The organism is Pseudomonas sp. Root329, from assembly GCF_001424925.1.
Taxonomy (GTDB): Bacteria; Pseudomonadota; Gammaproteobacteria; order Pseudomonadales; family Pseudomonadaceae; genus Aquipseudomonas; species Aquipseudomonas arabinosi.
Genome location: NZ_LMCV01000002.1, coordinates 417,472 through 434,404, shown reverse-complemented (window position 1 = coordinate 434,404; position 16,933 = coordinate 417,472). Strand labels below are relative to the sequence as shown.

Genomic DNA, 16,933 nt, shown 5'->3' with positions numbered 1-16,933 from the left:
ATTGCTCCATCCACTGGCTGCTTTTGGCCCAGAGTGTGTAAAAACGCTAGATCCCGTTTCGATTTTCAAGGCTGAGTGGCTGTCCGGCTTTGTAGCCTGATCAAGGCACGATGTCCCTTCCTGACGAGCTAAACCGCCCCAGCAACGCGCCAGATCATCGGGAGACGTAAAAACAGGCCGGTTTTTAGGCCGTTAGCGCCTTCATCAAGTGATGGGTACCGATGATTTTCATGACCCGTTTCAAGTTGTAGGCGAGCACATTCAAGCTCATCTCCGCGCTCACCCCGGCCAGCTTTCGCGTCAGGAAGTGCGTTGCACCCATCCATTGTTTGAGCGTCCCGAAGGGATGCTCAACAGTCCGTTTTCGGACTCGCATCATCTCTGGTGCTTTGCTCAGCCGAAGCTGCATCTCCTCCAATACGTCTTCATGCTCCCAGCGTCGAACTCGTCGTTCCGTGCTCGGTGTGCACTGCAATTTCAACGCGCAGCCCTGGCATTTCGAACTCCAGTAACGGTGCAACTTCAGGCCTTTTTCAACGTAGGAGTAGYGCCAGATCAGCGCCTCTCCAGCCGGGCAAATGTATTCGTTTTTTGCCGCGTTATAGACGAAGGCATCGTTATTGAAACGCCCGTCAGCCTTGGCTCCAGAGGTCATCGGTTTGGGCACATAGGCGGTGATGCCGGCATCGTGACAAGCCAGGATTTGTTCGCTTTTGAAATAACCTCGGTCCGCCACCACCGACAACGTTTCTGACGCTATCGCCTCGCGGGCCTGCTTGGCCATTGAACTGAGTTGATCGCGGTCGGAACCGACGTTGGTCACCTCATGTGCAACGATCAAATGGTGCTGAGTATCGACCGCTGTCTGCACGTTGTAGCCGACGATTCCTGTGCCGCGCGTCATCATGGAACGGGCGTCTGGATCGGTCAGTGAGACCTGTTTATCCGGCGATTCATTGAGCTGGATTTCGATCGCTTGAAGCTCCTTCATTTGAGTTTTGAGCTTGGCGATTTTCTCTTCCAGCCGCACGGCACTGGGCTCGGAAGCTGTGGGTTCTTGCCGATCGGCAGCATCGAGTGCCGCCAGGTAACGGTTGATACTCGATTCAATTTCTTCCATGCGCCGCTTCAGTTTGGCGCTGGTGAAATTGCGGTCGCGGTTGTTGACTGCTTTGAATTTACTGCCATCAATGGCGACCAGATTTTCTCCAAACAGTCCCAACTGCTGACACAGCACAACGAACTGGCGACAGACGCCTCGGATGGCCTTGCTGTTGTCTTTTCGGAAGTTGGCGATGGTCTTGAAATCGGGCATTAAACGCCCGGTCAACCACATCAGTTCGACGTTGCGTTGAGCTTCTCGCTCCAAACGTCGGCTCGACTGAATGCGGTTGAGATAGCCGTAGATKTAGATCTTCAGCAGGATCGCGGGGTGGTAAGCCGGCCGGCCAGTATCGGCTGGAATGGCACCTTCAAAACCCAGATTGACCARGTCGAGTTCGTCGACGAAGACGTCGACTACACGCACCGGATTGGTATCGCTGACGTAGTCGTCGAGGCTCTCGGGAAGTAAGGTGCCTTGGCCTCGATGTTCACCTTGGATAAAGCGCTTCATGGGCGATCCCTGCGATGAAATCCTCAGAAATCATAGCAAGGGTTCGCGAAGGCGTTTTTACACACTCTGGGCCGKTTTCTGCCCGTCACGACTGACCTAGACTGGCTCCAGAATCTACTTCAGATGAGGCCGATTTCGACCAACCGCAGTCTCTCGGTCGTAGCTACGAAATTTAGGGCGATCATAAGTCCCCCAAAAGCCAAAAAACCGGCCATATTCGTTTCCGCAAATAAACTTCCACCCCTTGATTTCAGAGGCTTCCAGAGCATTAACGAATACTGCCTTGCGGAAAATAATCCACCTTAAGATGTTGAAATATAAGGATTAATCTTCGACCGTCGACTGTAACAGGTCCATGAGTTCGAATCCCATCGCCTCCGCCATATTTGTACCGACAAAGCCCTGATTATTCAGGGCTTTGTCGTTTCTGGGATTTGGTAAAAAGCCACAGCCCACACCCAGATGGAGTCTTGCTTTTCGACCAGCGGCTAACTTCTCCAATATTCCCTTGCCTGCACCTACTGCCCTGAGAATGGGGTTAGAGGTAGCTCGCAGAAAGTGCTGGAACGAATGTAGAGATCCTGACCTCTCCTCGATGCCGCCCGACAAATCATGCATATACAACAACGCCGCTCTATGAGCGGCGTTTTTGTGTATTTGGAGAAAAACGAGACTCGCCAACACACTGGTCGTTGATGTGTAGTCGTGGCAGCCAGGGTCAAAACCGGCGGCACACATAGTCAAGACACCTACCGGTCGGAAGGCACTTAATATAACGCACAGGTACAGAGCTTCTTGAAGGCCCTGCAGTTGGGTTTCCCCTCACTTTTCCAGGCTGCGCCATGATCAATATCGAAACGCCTACCTACTATTCGGCAACCAAAAAATACAATCTCAGCTTCCCGACCCTTGAACAGGATGTAGAAGCGGATGTCGTGGTGATCGGCGGCGGGTTCTCCGGCATCAATACCGCGCTGGAGCTCGCTGAAAAAGGCATCACCAATATTGTGGTGCTGGAAGCACGCTATCTGGGTTTCGGTGGCACTGGCCGCAACGGCGGCCAGATCATGGCGGGCATCGGCCACGACCTGGAAAAGATCAAGAAACACGTGGGCGAGCAAGGACTGCGCGAGATCTTTGAGATCAGCGAGCTGGGTGCCGGAATCATCAAGGATCGAATCGCCAAGTACTCGATCGATGCTGACTTCTGCAACGGCTATGGCTACATGGGTTTCAACGCTCGCCAGGAAAAAACGCTGCGCGCCTGGGAGAAGGACTTCAAGTCGATCAACTCCAAGGACGAGATCCGTTTTATGGCGGGCTCCGAGGTCAAGCAGATCATTGGTTCCGACGCCTATACCAGCGCGTTATTACACATGGGCGGTGGGCATGTGCACTCACTGAATTTGTTGCTGGGCGAAGCCAAGGCACTGGTCGGCCATGGTGTGCGCATCTACGAACACAGCCCGGCGCTGGAAGTCAGCTATGGCGAGCACATCACTGTGCGCACAGGCCGAGGCTCAGTGAAAGCCTCCAAGTTGTTGTGGGCCTGCGACAGCTTCCTCAACAAACTGGAACCAGAACTACATAAGACCACGTTGAACACCTACGCCTTCCAATTGATGACCGAACCGTTATCGAACGAGATGATCGACCGCATCAGTCCGATCCGCGGCGCCTACAGCGATATTCGACCGGTGATCGACTACTACCGTGTCACCAACGAAAACCGCCTGCTCTTCGGTGCCGCGACGCCCTTCGTCGAGCACATCCCTCTGGACCTGAAGGCCTGGAATCGCAACCTGATGCTAAAAATTTTCCCGTACCTGAAGGACGTGAAAATCGACTTGGCGTGGGGTGGTCCAATGGCGACCGGGGCCAATCTGTTTCCGCAAATCGGCACGCTCAGCGGTCGTCCCAACGCTTTTTATGTGCAGGGCTATGCCGGTTTTGGCGTCACGCCCAGCCACATCACTTGCAAGGTGCTGGCCGAGGGCATGAGCGAGGGGTCGTCTCGTTATGACCTGATCAGTTCGGTCAAACATGCGCAGATCATGGGCAAAGATCACATCCGGCCGTTGCTGCTGACGGCGGGCAAAAGCCTTCATCAGCTGTCGGGCTACTTCAACGGTCGCCGTTGACTCCCCACTCTATCAATCACAGGAGAACCGCCATGCCCGTTACTACCCTCAAGAAAGACATCCAACTGTCCGAACTCGATGCCTGGGGCACTGTTGCCGACCTCGGCTCGGAGATCCTCGAAGGCGAAGTCAAAGCCTTCGGCAAAATGACCTTCGGCACCCCGACCGATCCGGTCAGCAGTGCCTATTTCGGCACCACCCAAGGCAAGTTCCGCATGGTCTATCCTTTCGCCGAGCAAGCCACCGTGGTGACCGGTGAAGTGGTTCTGACTGACGAATCCACCGGCCAAAGCACTCGCTACAAGGCCGGTGACAGCTGGTTCGTGACGAAGGGCACGCCAGTGCTTTGGGACGTTGTCAGTGAAAGCTTTGTGAAGCATTATTTCGCTGTCGTCTGATCGACTCCCTCTGCCGGCTTCTGCCGGCAGTCTTTTTTACTGGCGAAGGTTACTGACCATGAACGCCATCCCTGCCCAGGAAGTCGCAGGCCATTGCCTGCAAGCTTTCACTCAACTCGTACCCGCCAGCCAGGCGGCGTTCTATTGTGTCGACCGACAACTGCAAGCCCGCGACTTTCGGCTGCACTGCATGAGCGGTGAAATGCACCGCGATTATCTGGACAACTATCGTCAATTCGACCCGCTGCAACCACGTAATTGCCTGTCGAGCGGGCTGGCGGTGGTGCCGCTGGGTCTTGCCATGGCCCGCCAGCCAACGCGTGACAGTCGCCGATATCGAGACTTCCTGCAACGCTATGGTGTCGTCGATGTGGTGGAGATACTCGCTCATCGCGCCGGCCAGCCTCTGGCTGCCATCTCATTGCTGCGCACCGCTGATCAAGGCGCTTTCACCGCTGATCAACTGGCTCAGCTCAATGCCTTGCAAACGTTGCTGCAAATGGCCGTTGCCAATATGCAACCTTGTGAAGATGTGCTGATCGGACTAACGCCCAAAGAGCGCCAGATCGCATTGCTGTTGCGTCAGGGTGCGAGCAACAAGCAACTCGCCCTGGAGCTGGACGTTGGCCTGCCCACCATCAAGACTCACCTGATCAACCTGTTCCGCAAGACCGGCGTGAGCAGTCGTACCGAGCTGGTGGGCACGCTGTTTCTCTAAGCCGCTTCAACCATCTGGTTGATAGGCGAGCCACTTTCCCAACCGCATGATCCGGGTTGTCAATTCAATCAACCGGAGCCATGCCATGACCACACAATCCGACTGGATCACCGTAGGTGCCCTTGCCGACGGTTTCGCCCCCGACGCCTTTATCCTGCCCAACCTTGCCGACCTCACCGGCAAGTCCTTCACGCTGCACTTCGCCAACGGCTGGCAGATCGAGCATCGTTTTGAATCTGAAATCCTGAACTGGAATGCCGCCGACGGTCACTCCAACGGGTCTGCCGCGTACCGGGCCACCTCGGTGCGACCGGGTCTGTATCTAGTCGATTTCATCAAGCACGAAGCTGGTCAGGCCTGGTCGATCAGCCTGGTTCTGGACACCACCACGGCGTCGTTCACCGCTGTGATCGGTCGCATGCCGACCCGCGAGCAAACCGAGGAAGGGCTTTACAGCCGTGCCCTTGCCGGCAAAGCCCTGACGTCGGTCGAAGTGGATTTTCTGCACGGAAGCCTTGATCGGCCCTGGCAGGCAGGCCAATGCCCGCACGCGCCGACTCAGGAACTGACCGGGTTGCGCAATATGTATCGCTATAGCCCCAGCGAAGTGTATGAGCACATCTATCTCAACGATCAGTTCTATGCCTGGCAGTGCCTCAAGGGGGTCGAGCAAGGCCTGTGCGACACCGACCGTTGCCACTACTACAAGATTGCCGACCAACTGTATTTGTTCGTCTGGCGCGAAAAGATCATTCCGACCCTCGGCCTGGTCTTGATCGACCTGCAACAACACCGCAGCGACGGCAAGATCTTCGGCTATGCCGGCTCATCCTTCGATGAACTGTCGAACTTCCCGGTCAGCTCTTATTGCCAAGTCCTCAACCGCACGGAGTATCCCGATGCCTGATTCACGCACCGTCGTCATCACCGGTGCCGGAACAGGTATCGGTGCCGCCTGCGCCCGGCTGTACGCCGCCGAAGGCGCTCACCTGGTGTTGATCGGTCGCCGCCACGAGCCTCTGGAGCAAGTCGCCCGGGAAACCGGCGGACTGATCCTGGTCGGCGATGCAGCCTGTCCAGATACCTGGGAAGGTTTTGTTGCACAGATTCGTGAGCGCTACGGTCGGCTCGATGTGCTGCTGTCTTGCGCTGGTGGTCATGGTATGGGCAGCGCCACTCAGACCAGTACGCAAACCTGGGAAGCCTCGTTACGCAGCAATCTTAACAGCGCGTTCTACAGTGCCAGAGCCTGCCTGCCGCTGTTGATCGAACGCGCCGGCAACATCGTGCTGATCGGCTCCATAGCATCACTGGCCGCCGGGCCCGAAGTCTGCGGTTACACCACCGCCAAGCACGCCTTGCTCGGGCTCAACCGCTCACTGGCGAGGGACTACGGGCCACGCGGCGTGCGCGTGAACACGGTATGTCCCGGGTGGGTGACCACCCCGATGGCCGACGAAGAGATGCAACCGCTGATGAATTTCTATGGCGACACGCTCCAGCAAGCCTATGACCGCGTTTGCGCCGACGTACCGTTGCGACGTCCCGCCAGCGCCGAAGAAATCGCCAGGGTTTGCCGTTTTCTGGCCAGCCCCGACGCCTCGATCATCACAGGCGCGACCATAGTCGCCGACGGCGGTTCGAGCATCGTTGATGTGCCTACTCTGGCCTACGCTCACATGGAGACCGCTAATGCCTGAAGACTTCGATTTCAGCGGAAAAACAGTGCTTGTGACCGGCGGAGCGCAAGGTATTGGTCGGGCAATCGTCGAGGCTTTCGCGTTGCGCGGAGCACGGGTGATGATCGCAGACCTTCGCCTGACGCAAGCCCAGGCGCTTGCCGAAGACTTGACTGCACGAGCGTGTCAGGTTGAGGCAATCGACATTGATCTGGCCGATGCTACAGCGGTGTTCGAACTGGTTAAGCGAATGGAGCGAGATTGGGGCCGGCTGGATATTCTGATACACAACGCCGGCTATTTTCCGTTGACGCCGTTCGTGGAGATCACCCCATCCATTCTCGATCGCACGCTCGCAGTCAATCTCTCGGCACTGTTTTGGTTGACCCAAGCTGCATTGCCGATGTTTCAACGTCAGGGCAGTGGCTGCGTGTTGGTCACTTCATCCGTCACCGGTCCACGGGTCGCCTATCCGGGTCTAAGCCACTACGCGGCATCGAAAGCCGGGGTCAACGGTTTTATTCGCAATGCCGCGCTGGAGCTGGCCGGCGACCGTGTCCGCGTCAATGGTGTCGAGCCAGGGATGATTGCCACGCCAGCCATGGACAATCTTGGCGACGGCCAAGTCAATGGTGACATCGCAAGCCGAGTGCCGCTGGGACGACTCGGCACCGCAGAGGATATTGCCGGGGCCATGCTTTTTCTCGCGTCTGATCTGGCGGCTTACATCACAGGACAGACCATCGTGGTTGATGGCGGGTCGACCTTGCCTGAAGTGTAATTAAGCAGCCCAACCGAACGAACCACACTCAGCCTCGGCTTGCACCTTCGAGCATCAACAGGGAATCACTGAAGACTCGCGACAAGGCTGCAAGCCGTTTGACGTAGCCCTGCGGTGTCGCATAAATGAGTTCCACATGCAGGCTGTCGACGATGCCAAGGTAGGCGTCGCAAAACACTTCCAGCTGCTCGGGTTGCACCGACGACGCGTATTGGTCGTGTGCGGCGCTCTGAAAGCACCGGCGAATCCGTTCCAGGTAAGCCTCAAATCCCGTGGTAATGACGGTCCGGATATCCGCCGGCGGAAAGTACGCCGTGCGCAATAGAAAGCGCAGATGCGCCGACACTTCATAGCGTCCGATCAACCGCTCAAGGTGCAATTGCCCGGGTACGCCCGTGTGCCCGGTCTCCTCCTTAAAGCATCTTGCGATGTACTGATGCTCATGTTCCAGCGCAATCTCGAAGACCGTCTGGAACAGCTCATCCTTGCTGACAAAATGCGCGTAAAGCGAAGGCTTGCGCATACCCGCCCTGGCTGCGATTTCACTCAGGGACGAGGCGTCGTAGCCATGATCGGCAAAATGTTCGACCGCCACTGCGCAAATGTTACTGGCTGAAGGGGTGAGCTGTTTCATCGCGTCGGTTTCCATGACTTAAAAAATTCAGTGCCCGACCACACTGCTCGAAACCCCGACAGTGCGTCGCGTGGTGAGCCATGTCAGGCCCCAGACCAGCAGGGCCGAAAGCACCAGCAACAACGCCCATTCAACAATGCCCCGCTCTACCGCGGCCCCTGCCAACGGCGTGGCGGAAGAGGAAATGACCAACTGAAAGGCGCCGAGCAGGGCCGCGGTAGAACCCAGTGCACGGTTCTGAGAGGCCATGGCCAGCGACATGAGGGTGGTTTCGCAGACACCTAATCCGAAGAGGCTGAGCGCCATGCCCGCGACTACCCCGATCAAGTGCGGCCCGGTCAAGGTAAAGACCAGCGTCACCGCAGTCCCCATGAGCATGCAACCAGCGCCGAATAGCGCGAGTCTGCCCAGGCCGAAGCGGCTGACCAGGCGACCTGCGGTGATGGCGCCGAGCATGATCGCAATGCCCGTGGCGCCAAACACCGAACCAAAGGTTGTGGCCGATAAACCGAAATGGGTCTGATAGACGAACGCCGCGCCGCCGATGTAGGCGAAGAGAAAGAAGAACACCGCCGCCAGTGCCAGGGCTGGACGCAGGAAGTCCGGATCCCGTGAGATGTACGCATAGGTCCGCATGATCGTGCGCGGCTGCCATGCCGCGCGCTTGTCTGCGGGCAGGGTTTCTCTTAGCGCCACAAACGAGTTGAGCAATACCGCTGCGCCCAGTACCGCCAGCACCACCATAATTGCTCGCCAACCGAAATGCACACTCAAAAAGCCCCCGAGGGCGGGGGCAATCACTGGAGCCAATCCTTCAATAGTCATCAACAAAGCAAAGATCTGTGCAGCTCGCGCGCCTTCGGCGACATCGCGAACCATGCTCATAATGACCACCAGCGTCAGGGCGCTGCCCAGGCCTTGTACGAAGCGTGCAACCAGCAACCATTCCAGGCTGGGAGCGAGCGCCGCCATCGAAGAACTGAGGATGAACACCAGCAACCCCACCAGCAGTGGTCGCCGTCTGCCCAGCGTATCGACCACCGGCCCAAACACCAGTTGCCCCGCCCCCATTGCCAGCAGAAACACCGTCAGCGTCAGCTGAACGCTGGCATAGGAACGGGCGTACTCATGGGCAATTTCCGGCAGGCTGGCCAGGTACATGTCGACGGCTGAAGGCCCGAGGGCACCGATCACTGAGAGTGAAGCGACAAACCGCAAGGTGGATCGGGTGCCGCTGGCAGAGAAAGTCATTGCATGTCCTGGCGCTTGAAGAAAGCTTCCTACCCATCGATAGGAAGCCCGACTAGCTTATCCAGCACCCCGATCAACGTCAATTCATTAATAGGTTAACAAACTAGACTACACCGACAGCTTGCTGTAGATGAGTAGAGCGAAAGTCCTTGGGCGACAGCTCGAACTGCTTCTTGAACGATCGGCTGAAGTGGGCCGAATCAGTGAAGCCCCACTTGTAAGCGATCGAGGTGATCGACTCGCTCTTCAGGAATGGATTCGTCAAGTCATCCGCACTGCGTTTGAGCCGGGCACGCTGGATATAGCGGCAGACACTGTCGTCCTGCTCTTCAAACAACCGGTACAAATGACGAACCGAAATGTTCAATCGACTGGCCAGCCCCACAGGACTGAGTCCCGGCTGGGTCAGGGATTCGTCGATGACTTTCTGCACATAGCTGCGCAGGTTTCTGCCCTGCAAGGACGCGCGGCTGTCGCCCGGCGCGTCATTTATTTCGAAGGCCGAACCCAGCAACGAAACAAAAGCCGATTGCAGGGCTTCACCTTCTCCGATGGAATCCTGGCCATCCAGCCCTTCCCTGCACAGTTGGTCCATCAGCACATGGAGCATCCGGCCACAGGCCTTGCTCGAAGAGATCTTGCCGAAGGTTTTCGATCCACTTCCGAGGTGCTTGCACACTTCACTGCGCGAGAGCGACAGGGAAGCATGTTCGATGAGGCCAAAAGGGCTGATCTCGATTGACCCGGTCGAGTCCATCAGCAACATATCGCCCGGGCTCAACTGAATGACCTGGCCGTTCTGGGTAATCTGACAATAACCGCTACGCTGGCTGACCAGGAAGCAATGCTGGTCATTATCGTGATCGGCGTTGGGCCGGTCGCGCCTGATCAAACCGGCATTGGTACGCAGGTTCGCCAGTGACAGACCGCCCTGGGACAATTTAGAAACCTCACCGATGAACAGCGAACGGTTGTAGGCCAGTTCAGTGTCGAAATGACCGCAGGCCGCTCGCAGGTCCCGAGTCCAGGTTTCCAATCCATATTGCGCAGACTGACAGGTGCTCATGGCATCTCCACAGTGGCTTCTTGTTTTTGTTGGCCAATAGTTAACATGTTATCTATATAGGCGCAACAAGTACGTGAGGCCTGCTGTAGAGGCATTAATGATGCCAAATCAAAATCAGCGCCTGCCCAACACCCTCTGGAAGCTTGCCAGGACACTGAACAGCACGTCTCGCTGCAGGCCGCTCAAGGCAATGTAACGCCTGAAGGATGGCATCCGGTTGACCACCTCGCTACCGCCCATATGCTCTATCCGGACGTGCCATTCATGCCCGTCCAGGTCGATGCACAGGCGCTTGAAATCCAGCAGCATCAGCGCTTGATGCAATGCTTGATCTTCCTTCAAAGCGGCCTGAAGCCTGGCCAACACAACAGGCTCTCCACTGAGCTGCTTGCAGCGCAGCCCTGTCCGTCGAATTGACCCGCTGTGGTGCAGACCGAAGCGGGCACTGCCCTCCTCCGAGGCAGGCACCCTGATCGTGAATTCAGTCATGACCAGGTGCATCAGCAATTGCGATTCTGTGCGTTCGACGATGTCGACCTTGAGGTCGATTTCCTCCAGAAAAAGCACGGCCTTGGCCGGGCCTGCTGAAGTAAAATTCGCCCGACCAAGGTTACGCCGCAGGTACTCAAGCGTGACCCCAGGCCTGTAACCGGTCGGGGCACGTCGGGCGCTGAACAGCTCAGACAGTTTTTGCCGCATGGTCGAGATAACCGTTGTGAGGGTTGCCAGGCTCATTGGAAAACTCCTTGGCCAGGACTTCTTCTACCGAAGCCGGCTTGAATGGATTGACTTTCTGTACCACCAACGTCCAGAACAAAGCGTATGAAGCGGTTATCCCGAGCATCACCCCGAAAGGCACGTAAATATCCGCAGGGTTCATGCCCGGCGGTGTGATGAACCACATGCCCAGCAAGATGCCGACACTGGAGAAAATCTGTGGCAACGGGAAGAAGGGTGAGCGATAGGCCCGTGGCAGATCGGGACGACGAATCCGCAGGATGACCACCGACAGCGTCACCAGCAGGTAGGCAAAACTCCACGCACATACAGCGGCCAGTACCAAGTGCATGATGTTATCGGTGTTGCCGCCCAGCCACAGGGCGTACAGACACGGAATCAGCATCGCCACCAGAATGCACACCAGCGGCGTCTTGAAACGCGGGTGCAAGTACGTGAAGACCTTGGGCAATGCGCCGTCCACCGCCATGCCGTAAAGAATCCTCGGTACACCCGCCATCAGCGTATTGATGGTCGCCGCGCCTGCAAACAGAAAACCGATCCCCAGCCACATCGGGCCGACATGCCCCATGACTTGCTCTGCGAACTTTGGAATAGCCATGGGGGTATCGAGCAGATGCACGCCAGTGGCGGCATCCAGCAACACGTTTTCGACCTGCCGCTTCATCGCGGCGCCATAGATAAACATGCAGGTGGCCACGCTCAACAGTCCCAGAATCATTGCCCTGGGCATGACCTTGGCTGAGTTGCGCAGGTCCGGTGCCAACGGAGTGACGAACTCGCAACCGACGAACATGAACATCGCCATGCCCACCAGCGACAGAATGGTAATCAGGTCAGTGCCTACCAGTGACACGCCGAACCAGCCTTCCAGTTGCACCGCCGGCGCCGCGATCAAACCCAGTACGCCAAACACCATCAATGTGGTCCACATGCCGAAGGTCAAAATGATCTCTGCCCTGCCGAAGGCGCTGACGCCGAAGGCATTGAGAATCCCGAACACCACGACGAACCCGACTCCAAGCAACCAGGAACCACCGGCAGACTCCGCCAGGGTATTGAGGTGCTCGAAGTTCACCAGCGCCATGACCCCGGAAAGAATGGTCTCGGCGGTGCCGGCAAACACATGCACGATCAGGTACGCCGACAAGGTGCCCGTGATCGCGAAGAAACGGCCCATGCCGCAATTGATGTAGTCGTAGACCGAACCGGTGGTCGGCAGGATCGATGCGGCTTCAGCGAAGGTCGTGGCCTGGGCCAGCATCATCACCACCGCAATCAGCATGGCCACCGCGAAAGCGCTGCCGCCGATACCAAACCCCATAGTGGCGGTGAGAATCACCGGGCTGGCCATGATCAGGCCTATGGTGCTGGCCAGCGCGGTTGGAAACCCGACGCTACCCCTTTTCAGATGTTCTGTGAGCCGGTCATTGATCGACATGGTGCGGATCCTCGAAAGCGGAATTCTTGGTGGATGTATCGAGCCGTTCAAGGAGCTGGCGATAAAGCCCTCCCCAGCCAGTCCCTGATCGAAACGGCATCGTGTACAGCATCACTTTGCGCCCCTCCCGGCCGGATCGTCTTGCCCATGTCTGCCGTCTCTTTTGTTGCTGTCTGCCAAGGTGCACGCCTTGGCTGGCAGGGTCAATTCTGTGGCACGCAGGTGAAAGACTTGCCCTCCTCACGGTTGCCCTAATGCGCCCTTGCTGTCCAACCATGCTGGGGAACGTAACAATGGAGCAAACGCTGAAAACACGATCGCTGTCCAAGGCCGTAGGTCTGGGCATCGCGCTTTTGATCGCCGACTCATCGGCCCAGGCCTACGAGCTGTATGCCGATGACGATACCCATCTGAATGCTGACTTCCTTTCCGTATACGGGATGTTCAACAGCCGTAACAACTACGATGGAACACCGGGCGGCTCAACCTGGCGCGAGGGTTTCATCAAGTATGGACTGAGCGGCGATCAAGGCCTGGCCGGATTCGGCACAGGGTATGGCGCGCTCAACTGGGTCAGTTCCGGCACCTGGGGCGACGGCGATGCGGCGGGCAATACCGATGGTTCTGAACGCACGACAAAGATCGAGGACGCGTACCTCGGATGGCGCTCCGCCGACCTGTTCCCGACGCTTGGCAAGGACGGCGTCGATTTTTCCGCCGGTCGCCAGGTGGTCAAGGTCGGCAGAGGCTTCCTGATCAACGACGACGGTCCTAATTTGGGCAAGGGCCCGGCTGACGGAGCGCTGAATCGCGGTGGCGCCTACTACCTCGCCGCACGGCACGCCTTCGATCGCACCGCCGTATTGCGTCTGGGCGGGCAGGATGGCCTTCACGGCTCGGTGTTGTGGCTCAAGTCCGATAACCGGGCCCAGGCTGAAACCGAGCTGGCGGCGGGCACCCTCGACTACACGGCTGCAGCCGGTACGCTGGGCCTGACGTGGGTCCACGGCATGGACGTCACGGATCAGTGGGCCAGTGACTTCCAGAAACAACGCGAGGGCATGGACACTTACAGTCTGCGCGGCGAAGGTAATGCGGGCCTGGAGAACGCCAGTTTCGCGTTCGAATACGCCTGGCAAGACAAGGACGCCGGCCCAGAAAAAGCCTGGTATGCAGAAGCCGGCTACACCTTTGCTGACGTTACCTGGTCACCCAAGCTGACCTACCGGTACACGCGCTATTCGCAAAAATGGGACCCGCTATTCACGGGGCTGAGCACCGGTTACGGCACCTGGTTCCAGGGCGAAGTGGCGTCCAATTACGCCGGTCCTTTCAATAGCAATACGGGTATCCAGCACGTCGGGCTGAAGGCGACGCCATTGGAAAACCTGACGGTCGGCGCGTTGTACTTCGATTTCAATACCCTGCGCAAAAACGATGCGCTGAATCTCGATGCCAGGGAGCTGGATCTGTATGTGGAATGGGCGGTCAACAGCCACCTGATCATCAGTCCCCTGGTCGGCATTTATCAGCCAAAACAGGATGCAACCAGCGGAGGAAACCAGGTGGGCGGCAACGGCACCAACGTCTACAGCCAGCTAACGGTGGCTGTACCCTTCTGACCCTATTCAGGAGCTGCCCGGCGCAGCTCCTGAACAGATTTATTGTTTGTTCTGATGCAACATCGTCTGAATCTGATGCGTCGCCTGACGGGTATTTTCCGCCAGTTTGCGGACTTCGTCGGCCACCACTGAAAACCCGCGTCCGACCTCTCCCGCCCTCGCCGCTTCAATGGCGGCATTCAAGGCCAGCAGGTTGGTCTGGTCAGCGATGCCCTTGATGACGCTGACCACCGTCGCGATCTGGCTGTAAGTCACCTGATTCTGCTCAAGCAACTGGTGATGGCTGGCCCTGGCCGACTGCTCATCGCTGATATCACGTACCGCGCCGATCACCCGGGTCAAACGCCCCTGCTGATCGCGGACCGCCCGGCCACGCTCTCGACACCAGATGTAGTCTCGCGTCTTGTGGCGCATCCGGTACTCGAACACGTACTCACCACTGCCGTGCATGGCGAGAATCTCCCGGTCAAAGATCGCCATGATCTTCGGCAAGTCGTCAGGATGGGTGACGCTGACTTGAGCCTCCCAGCCATCGCGCAGCTCCTGCGGCGCATACCCCATGAGGAGGCGGAATTGATTGGAAATCCGCATCCGGCTACCAGGGTCCTGAACGTCGCCGTTGACCACGGTGATGTCCCAGCAGCCTTCGGTCAGTGTCGATTGCAACAGTTCCCAGATCCGCGTCTCCTGCTGATGCTGGCGTGACAGTAGAATGTGCTGACTCAACTCGGCCTCGAACGCATGTTCGCGGTGCTGGCTCTGCTCAAGTTGCAGGCGCAACGCCTCAAGCGCTTGTCCGTCGCGTTCCAATTGAGCGGTCTGGTCCCGGACTAACTCCTCGACCGCTATAAGCCGTTGGCTGGCTTGCGCTCTCTGCTGCGCGAGCTGTTGCAGACACGCCTTCGCGTCCGGATAGGCGGCCAGCGTCTGCATCTCATCCGCCTCACCGGCCAGCAATCGCTTGAGGTTTCAGCGAGTTCCTGCATCGGTTTACTTTTCTTGAAGAACATCAGTCTGTCCCTTGCCAATCGAGTCGTTACTCAGAATCTGATAGCAAATCGATGCCGATTACTTGCACGAGACTGCTGAGCCTTTTGCCTCTGCCTGCCCCTGCGGGGGTGGGGTAGGCACCGACACTTTGCGCCAGGCCCGAGCCACCGTGCATCGGCGCAATGACACTGGAGCTTCAGCGCCTGGCGCAGAGCAAATATCTGGCCTTGATTGCTCCTCTGGGCAAGCTTCTAACGGCTCTGGCAGCCACAGACATAGAGCCCGGCAGCCACAGTCAATTCATATTCAAACCTATGGATTAACCTCGGGCTTTCCCTTGTTCGCGACCAGGAAAACCCCCATGAGCGATATTCTACTGCTACCTCAAGTTGAAGCTTTCCTCAGTCGAAACCATGCACTGTTCATCGACGGTGGCTACGTTCAGAGTCATTCCAGTCAGACGCTGGAAGTGATCAACCCCGCCACCGCACAGGTCATCGCACGGGTCGCCGACGCCGATCAAGTGGATATCGATGCGGCGGTGGAGTCGGCCAATCGCGGCTTCAAGTATTGGTCGCAGGTCGCACCGGCAACTCGCGGCAACGTGCTGCTGAAACTGGCCGACCTGCTGGAGAAGCACCGCGAAGAACTGGCGCAGATCGAAACCTGTCAATCAGGCAAGATCATCCAGATTTCCCGGGTGTTCGAAGTCGATCAGGCCGCGCATTTCCTGCGGTATTACGCCGGCTGGGCAACCAAAATCAGCGGCCAGACCATCACCCCGTCACTGCCCTCCTTCGCTGGCGAACGCTATACCGCCTTCACCTTGCGCGAACCCGTCGGCGTGGTCGTCGGCATCGTGCCGTGGAACTTCTCGACCATGATCGCCATCTGGAAACTTGCCTCGGCACTGGTGACCGGCTGCAGCATCATTATCAAACCCAGCGAATTCACCCCGCTGACCATCCTGCGGATCGCCGAGCTGGCCATAGAAGCCGGTCTTCCGGCCGGTGCGCTGAACGTATTGACGGGGGGCGGTCCGGTGGGCAAAGGGCTGATCGAACATCCAGGCACAGACAAGGTTTCGTTCACCGGCTCGGTGCCAACCGGTATTGCCGTCGGCCGCAGTGCCATGGGTGCCGGCCTGACCCGCGCGACCCTGGAACTGGGCGGCAAAAACTCCGCAGGTTTCCTGCGTGATGTGGATATGGACAACGCCGTCAACGGTATCATTGAGGCAGGCTTCCTGCATTCCGGGCAAATCTGCGCCGCCGCCGAGCGCTTCTTCGTCCATCGCTCGCAGATCGATTCGGTCATGGACAAACTTGCCCAACGCTTGAGCACCCTGAACATCGGTTCGCCACTGGATGAGCGCACCGAATTCGGCCCGGTCACCAACCGCCAGCATCAACTTAAACTCGGCGAGTTTTTCGCCAAGGCTCGCGCAGAAAACAGCACCATCATTTACGGCGGCAACCTGATCGACCGCCCGGGCTGCTACGTCGAACCGACGGTGATCCTGGCCAACAGCGTGAACGACACGCTGCTAAACGAGGAGACATTCGGCCCGATCGCGACCTTCTTCCCCTACGACACTGAGGAAGAATTGCTGGAGCTGATGAACAACACTCCTTACGGCTTGAGTGCGAGCCTCTGGACCAATGACCTTGGCAAGGCCCTGCGCATGGTACCCGCCATCGAGGCAGGTACTGTGTGGGTGAACATGCACACCATGCTCGACCCGGCAGTGCCCTTCGGCGGCAACAAATCCTCGGGGGTGGGCCGCGAATTTGGCGGGGCATTTATTGACGATTACACCGAGCTGAAGTCGGTGATGATCCGTTACTGAAGTCCTAACC

Annotated in this window: 16 protein-coding genes; 8 read left to right on the top strand and 8 right to left on the bottom strand. The window is 57.8% G+C overall.

All coding sequences use genetic code 11. The features are described from left to right. Positions 1-184: 184 nt before the first annotated feature. Entirely contained in the window at positions 185-1,615 is a 1,431-nt protein-coding gene (locus tag ASC74_RS05015; protein ID WP_056739713.1) for an IS1182 family transposase, read from the bottom strand. 324 nt (positions 1,616-1,939) lie between these two features. Continuing rightward, a complete protein-coding gene (locus ASC74_RS05010; protein ID WP_056739711.1) occupies positions 1,940-2,353 on the bottom strand; it encodes a hypothetical protein in 414 nt (137 codons plus the stop codon). Positions 2,354-2,457: 104 nt separating this feature from the next. On the opposite strand from ASC74_RS05010, the gene ASC74_RS05005 reads away from it, so the two are divergent. The 6 genes from ASC74_RS05005 to ASC74_RS04980 all read left to right on the top strand — a co-directional run bounded on the left by ASC74_RS05005 (position 2,458) and on the right by ASC74_RS04980 (position 7,332). Next, positions 2,458-3,756 carry an NAD(P)/FAD-dependent oxidoreductase gene (locus tag ASC74_RS05005; protein WP_056739709.1) on the top strand — a complete coding sequence of 433 codons (1,299 nt, stop codon included), beginning with the start codon at positions 2,458-2,460 and terminating at the stop codon, positions 3,754-3,756. 32 nt (positions 3,757-3,788) lie between these two features. Next, positions 3,789-4,154, top strand: coding sequence for a cupin domain-containing protein (locus tag ASC74_RS05000; RefSeq protein WP_056739707.1), 366 nt, complete (start codon positions 3,789-3,791; stop codon positions 4,152-4,154). 58 nt (positions 4,155-4,212) lie between these two features. After that, the gene (locus tag ASC74_RS04995; protein ID WP_056739705.1) at positions 4,213-4,872 is read left to right on the top strand and encodes a helix-turn-helix transcriptional regulator; all 660 of its coding nucleotides are present in this window, start codon (positions 4,213-4,215) and stop codon (positions 4,870-4,872) included. A gap of 85 nt (positions 4,873-4,957) precedes the next feature. Then, entirely contained in the window at positions 4,958-5,779 is an 822-nt protein-coding gene (locus ASC74_RS04990; RefSeq protein ID WP_056739703.1) for a molybdenum cofactor biosynthesis F family protein, read from the top strand. Continuing rightward, positions 5,772-6,572, top strand: coding sequence for an SDR family NAD(P)-dependent oxidoreductase (locus tag ASC74_RS04985; protein WP_056739701.1), 801 nt, complete (start codon positions 5,772-5,774; stop codon positions 6,570-6,572). Before ASC74_RS04990 ends, ASC74_RS04985 begins: the two co-directional genes overlap by 8 nt. Further along, on the top strand, positions 6,565-7,332 hold the full coding sequence (locus ASC74_RS04980) for an SDR family oxidoreductase (RefSeq protein ID WP_056739699.1): 768 nt from the start codon (positions 6,565-6,567) through the stop codon (positions 7,330-7,332). The genes ASC74_RS04985 and ASC74_RS04980 overlap by 8 nt, the downstream gene beginning before the upstream one ends. Before the next feature lie 28 nt (positions 7,333-7,360). On the opposite strand, the gene ASC74_RS04975 is transcribed toward ASC74_RS04980, so the two are convergent. The 5 genes from ASC74_RS04975 to ASC74_RS04955 form a co-directional block, all read right to left on the bottom strand. Beyond that, a complete protein-coding gene (locus tag ASC74_RS04975; protein WP_056739750.1) occupies positions 7,361-7,966 on the bottom strand; it encodes a TetR/AcrR family transcriptional regulator in 606 nt (201 codons plus the stop codon). Between the two features lie 27 nt (positions 7,967-7,993). Next, positions 7,994-9,217, bottom strand: coding sequence for a multidrug effflux MFS transporter (locus ASC74_RS04970; protein WP_056739697.1), 1,224 nt, complete (start codon positions 9,215-9,217; stop codon positions 7,994-7,996). 103 nt (positions 9,218-9,320) lie between these two features. Then, positions 9,321-10,283, bottom strand: a complete 963-nt coding sequence (gene feaR, locus ASC74_RS04965; RefSeq protein WP_056739695.1) for a transcriptional regulator FeaR — start codon at positions 10,281-10,283, stop codon at positions 9,321-9,323. 114 nt (positions 10,284-10,397) lie between these two features. Then, entirely contained in the window at positions 10,398-10,982 is a 585-nt protein-coding gene (locus ASC74_RS04960) for a DUF3156 family protein (RefSeq protein ID WP_056739693.1), read from the bottom strand. Further along, complete coding sequence (locus ASC74_RS04955) at positions 10,963-12,462, bottom strand: APC family permease (RefSeq protein WP_056739691.1); 1,500 nt, start codon at positions 12,460-12,462, stop codon at positions 10,963-10,965. Before ASC74_RS04955 ends, ASC74_RS04960 begins: the two co-directional genes overlap by 20 nt. A 293-nt stretch (positions 12,463-12,755) precedes the next feature. Between ASC74_RS04955 and ASC74_RS04950 the strand changes: the two genes are divergently transcribed. Further along, on the top strand, positions 12,756-14,084 hold the full coding sequence (locus ASC74_RS04950; protein WP_056739689.1) for a hypothetical protein: 1,329 nt from the start codon (positions 12,756-12,758) through the stop codon (positions 14,082-14,084). Between the two features lie 39 nt (positions 14,085-14,123). Here ASC74_RS04950 and ASC74_RS32450 read toward each other — a convergent pair whose 3' ends face one another. Continuing rightward, complete coding sequence (locus ASC74_RS32450; RefSeq protein ID WP_056739748.1) at positions 14,124-15,017, bottom strand: methyl-accepting chemotaxis protein; 894 nt, start codon at positions 15,015-15,017, stop codon at positions 14,124-14,126. A gap of 418 nt (positions 15,018-15,435) precedes the next feature. Here ASC74_RS32450 and ASC74_RS04940 point away from each other — a divergent pair, with 418 nt between their 5' ends. After that, the gene (locus tag ASC74_RS04940) at positions 15,436-16,923 is read left to right on the top strand and encodes an aldehyde dehydrogenase family protein (protein WP_056739687.1); all 1,488 of its coding nucleotides are present in this window, start codon (positions 15,436-15,438) and stop codon (positions 16,921-16,923) included. Positions 16,924-16,933: the final 10 nt, after the last annotated feature.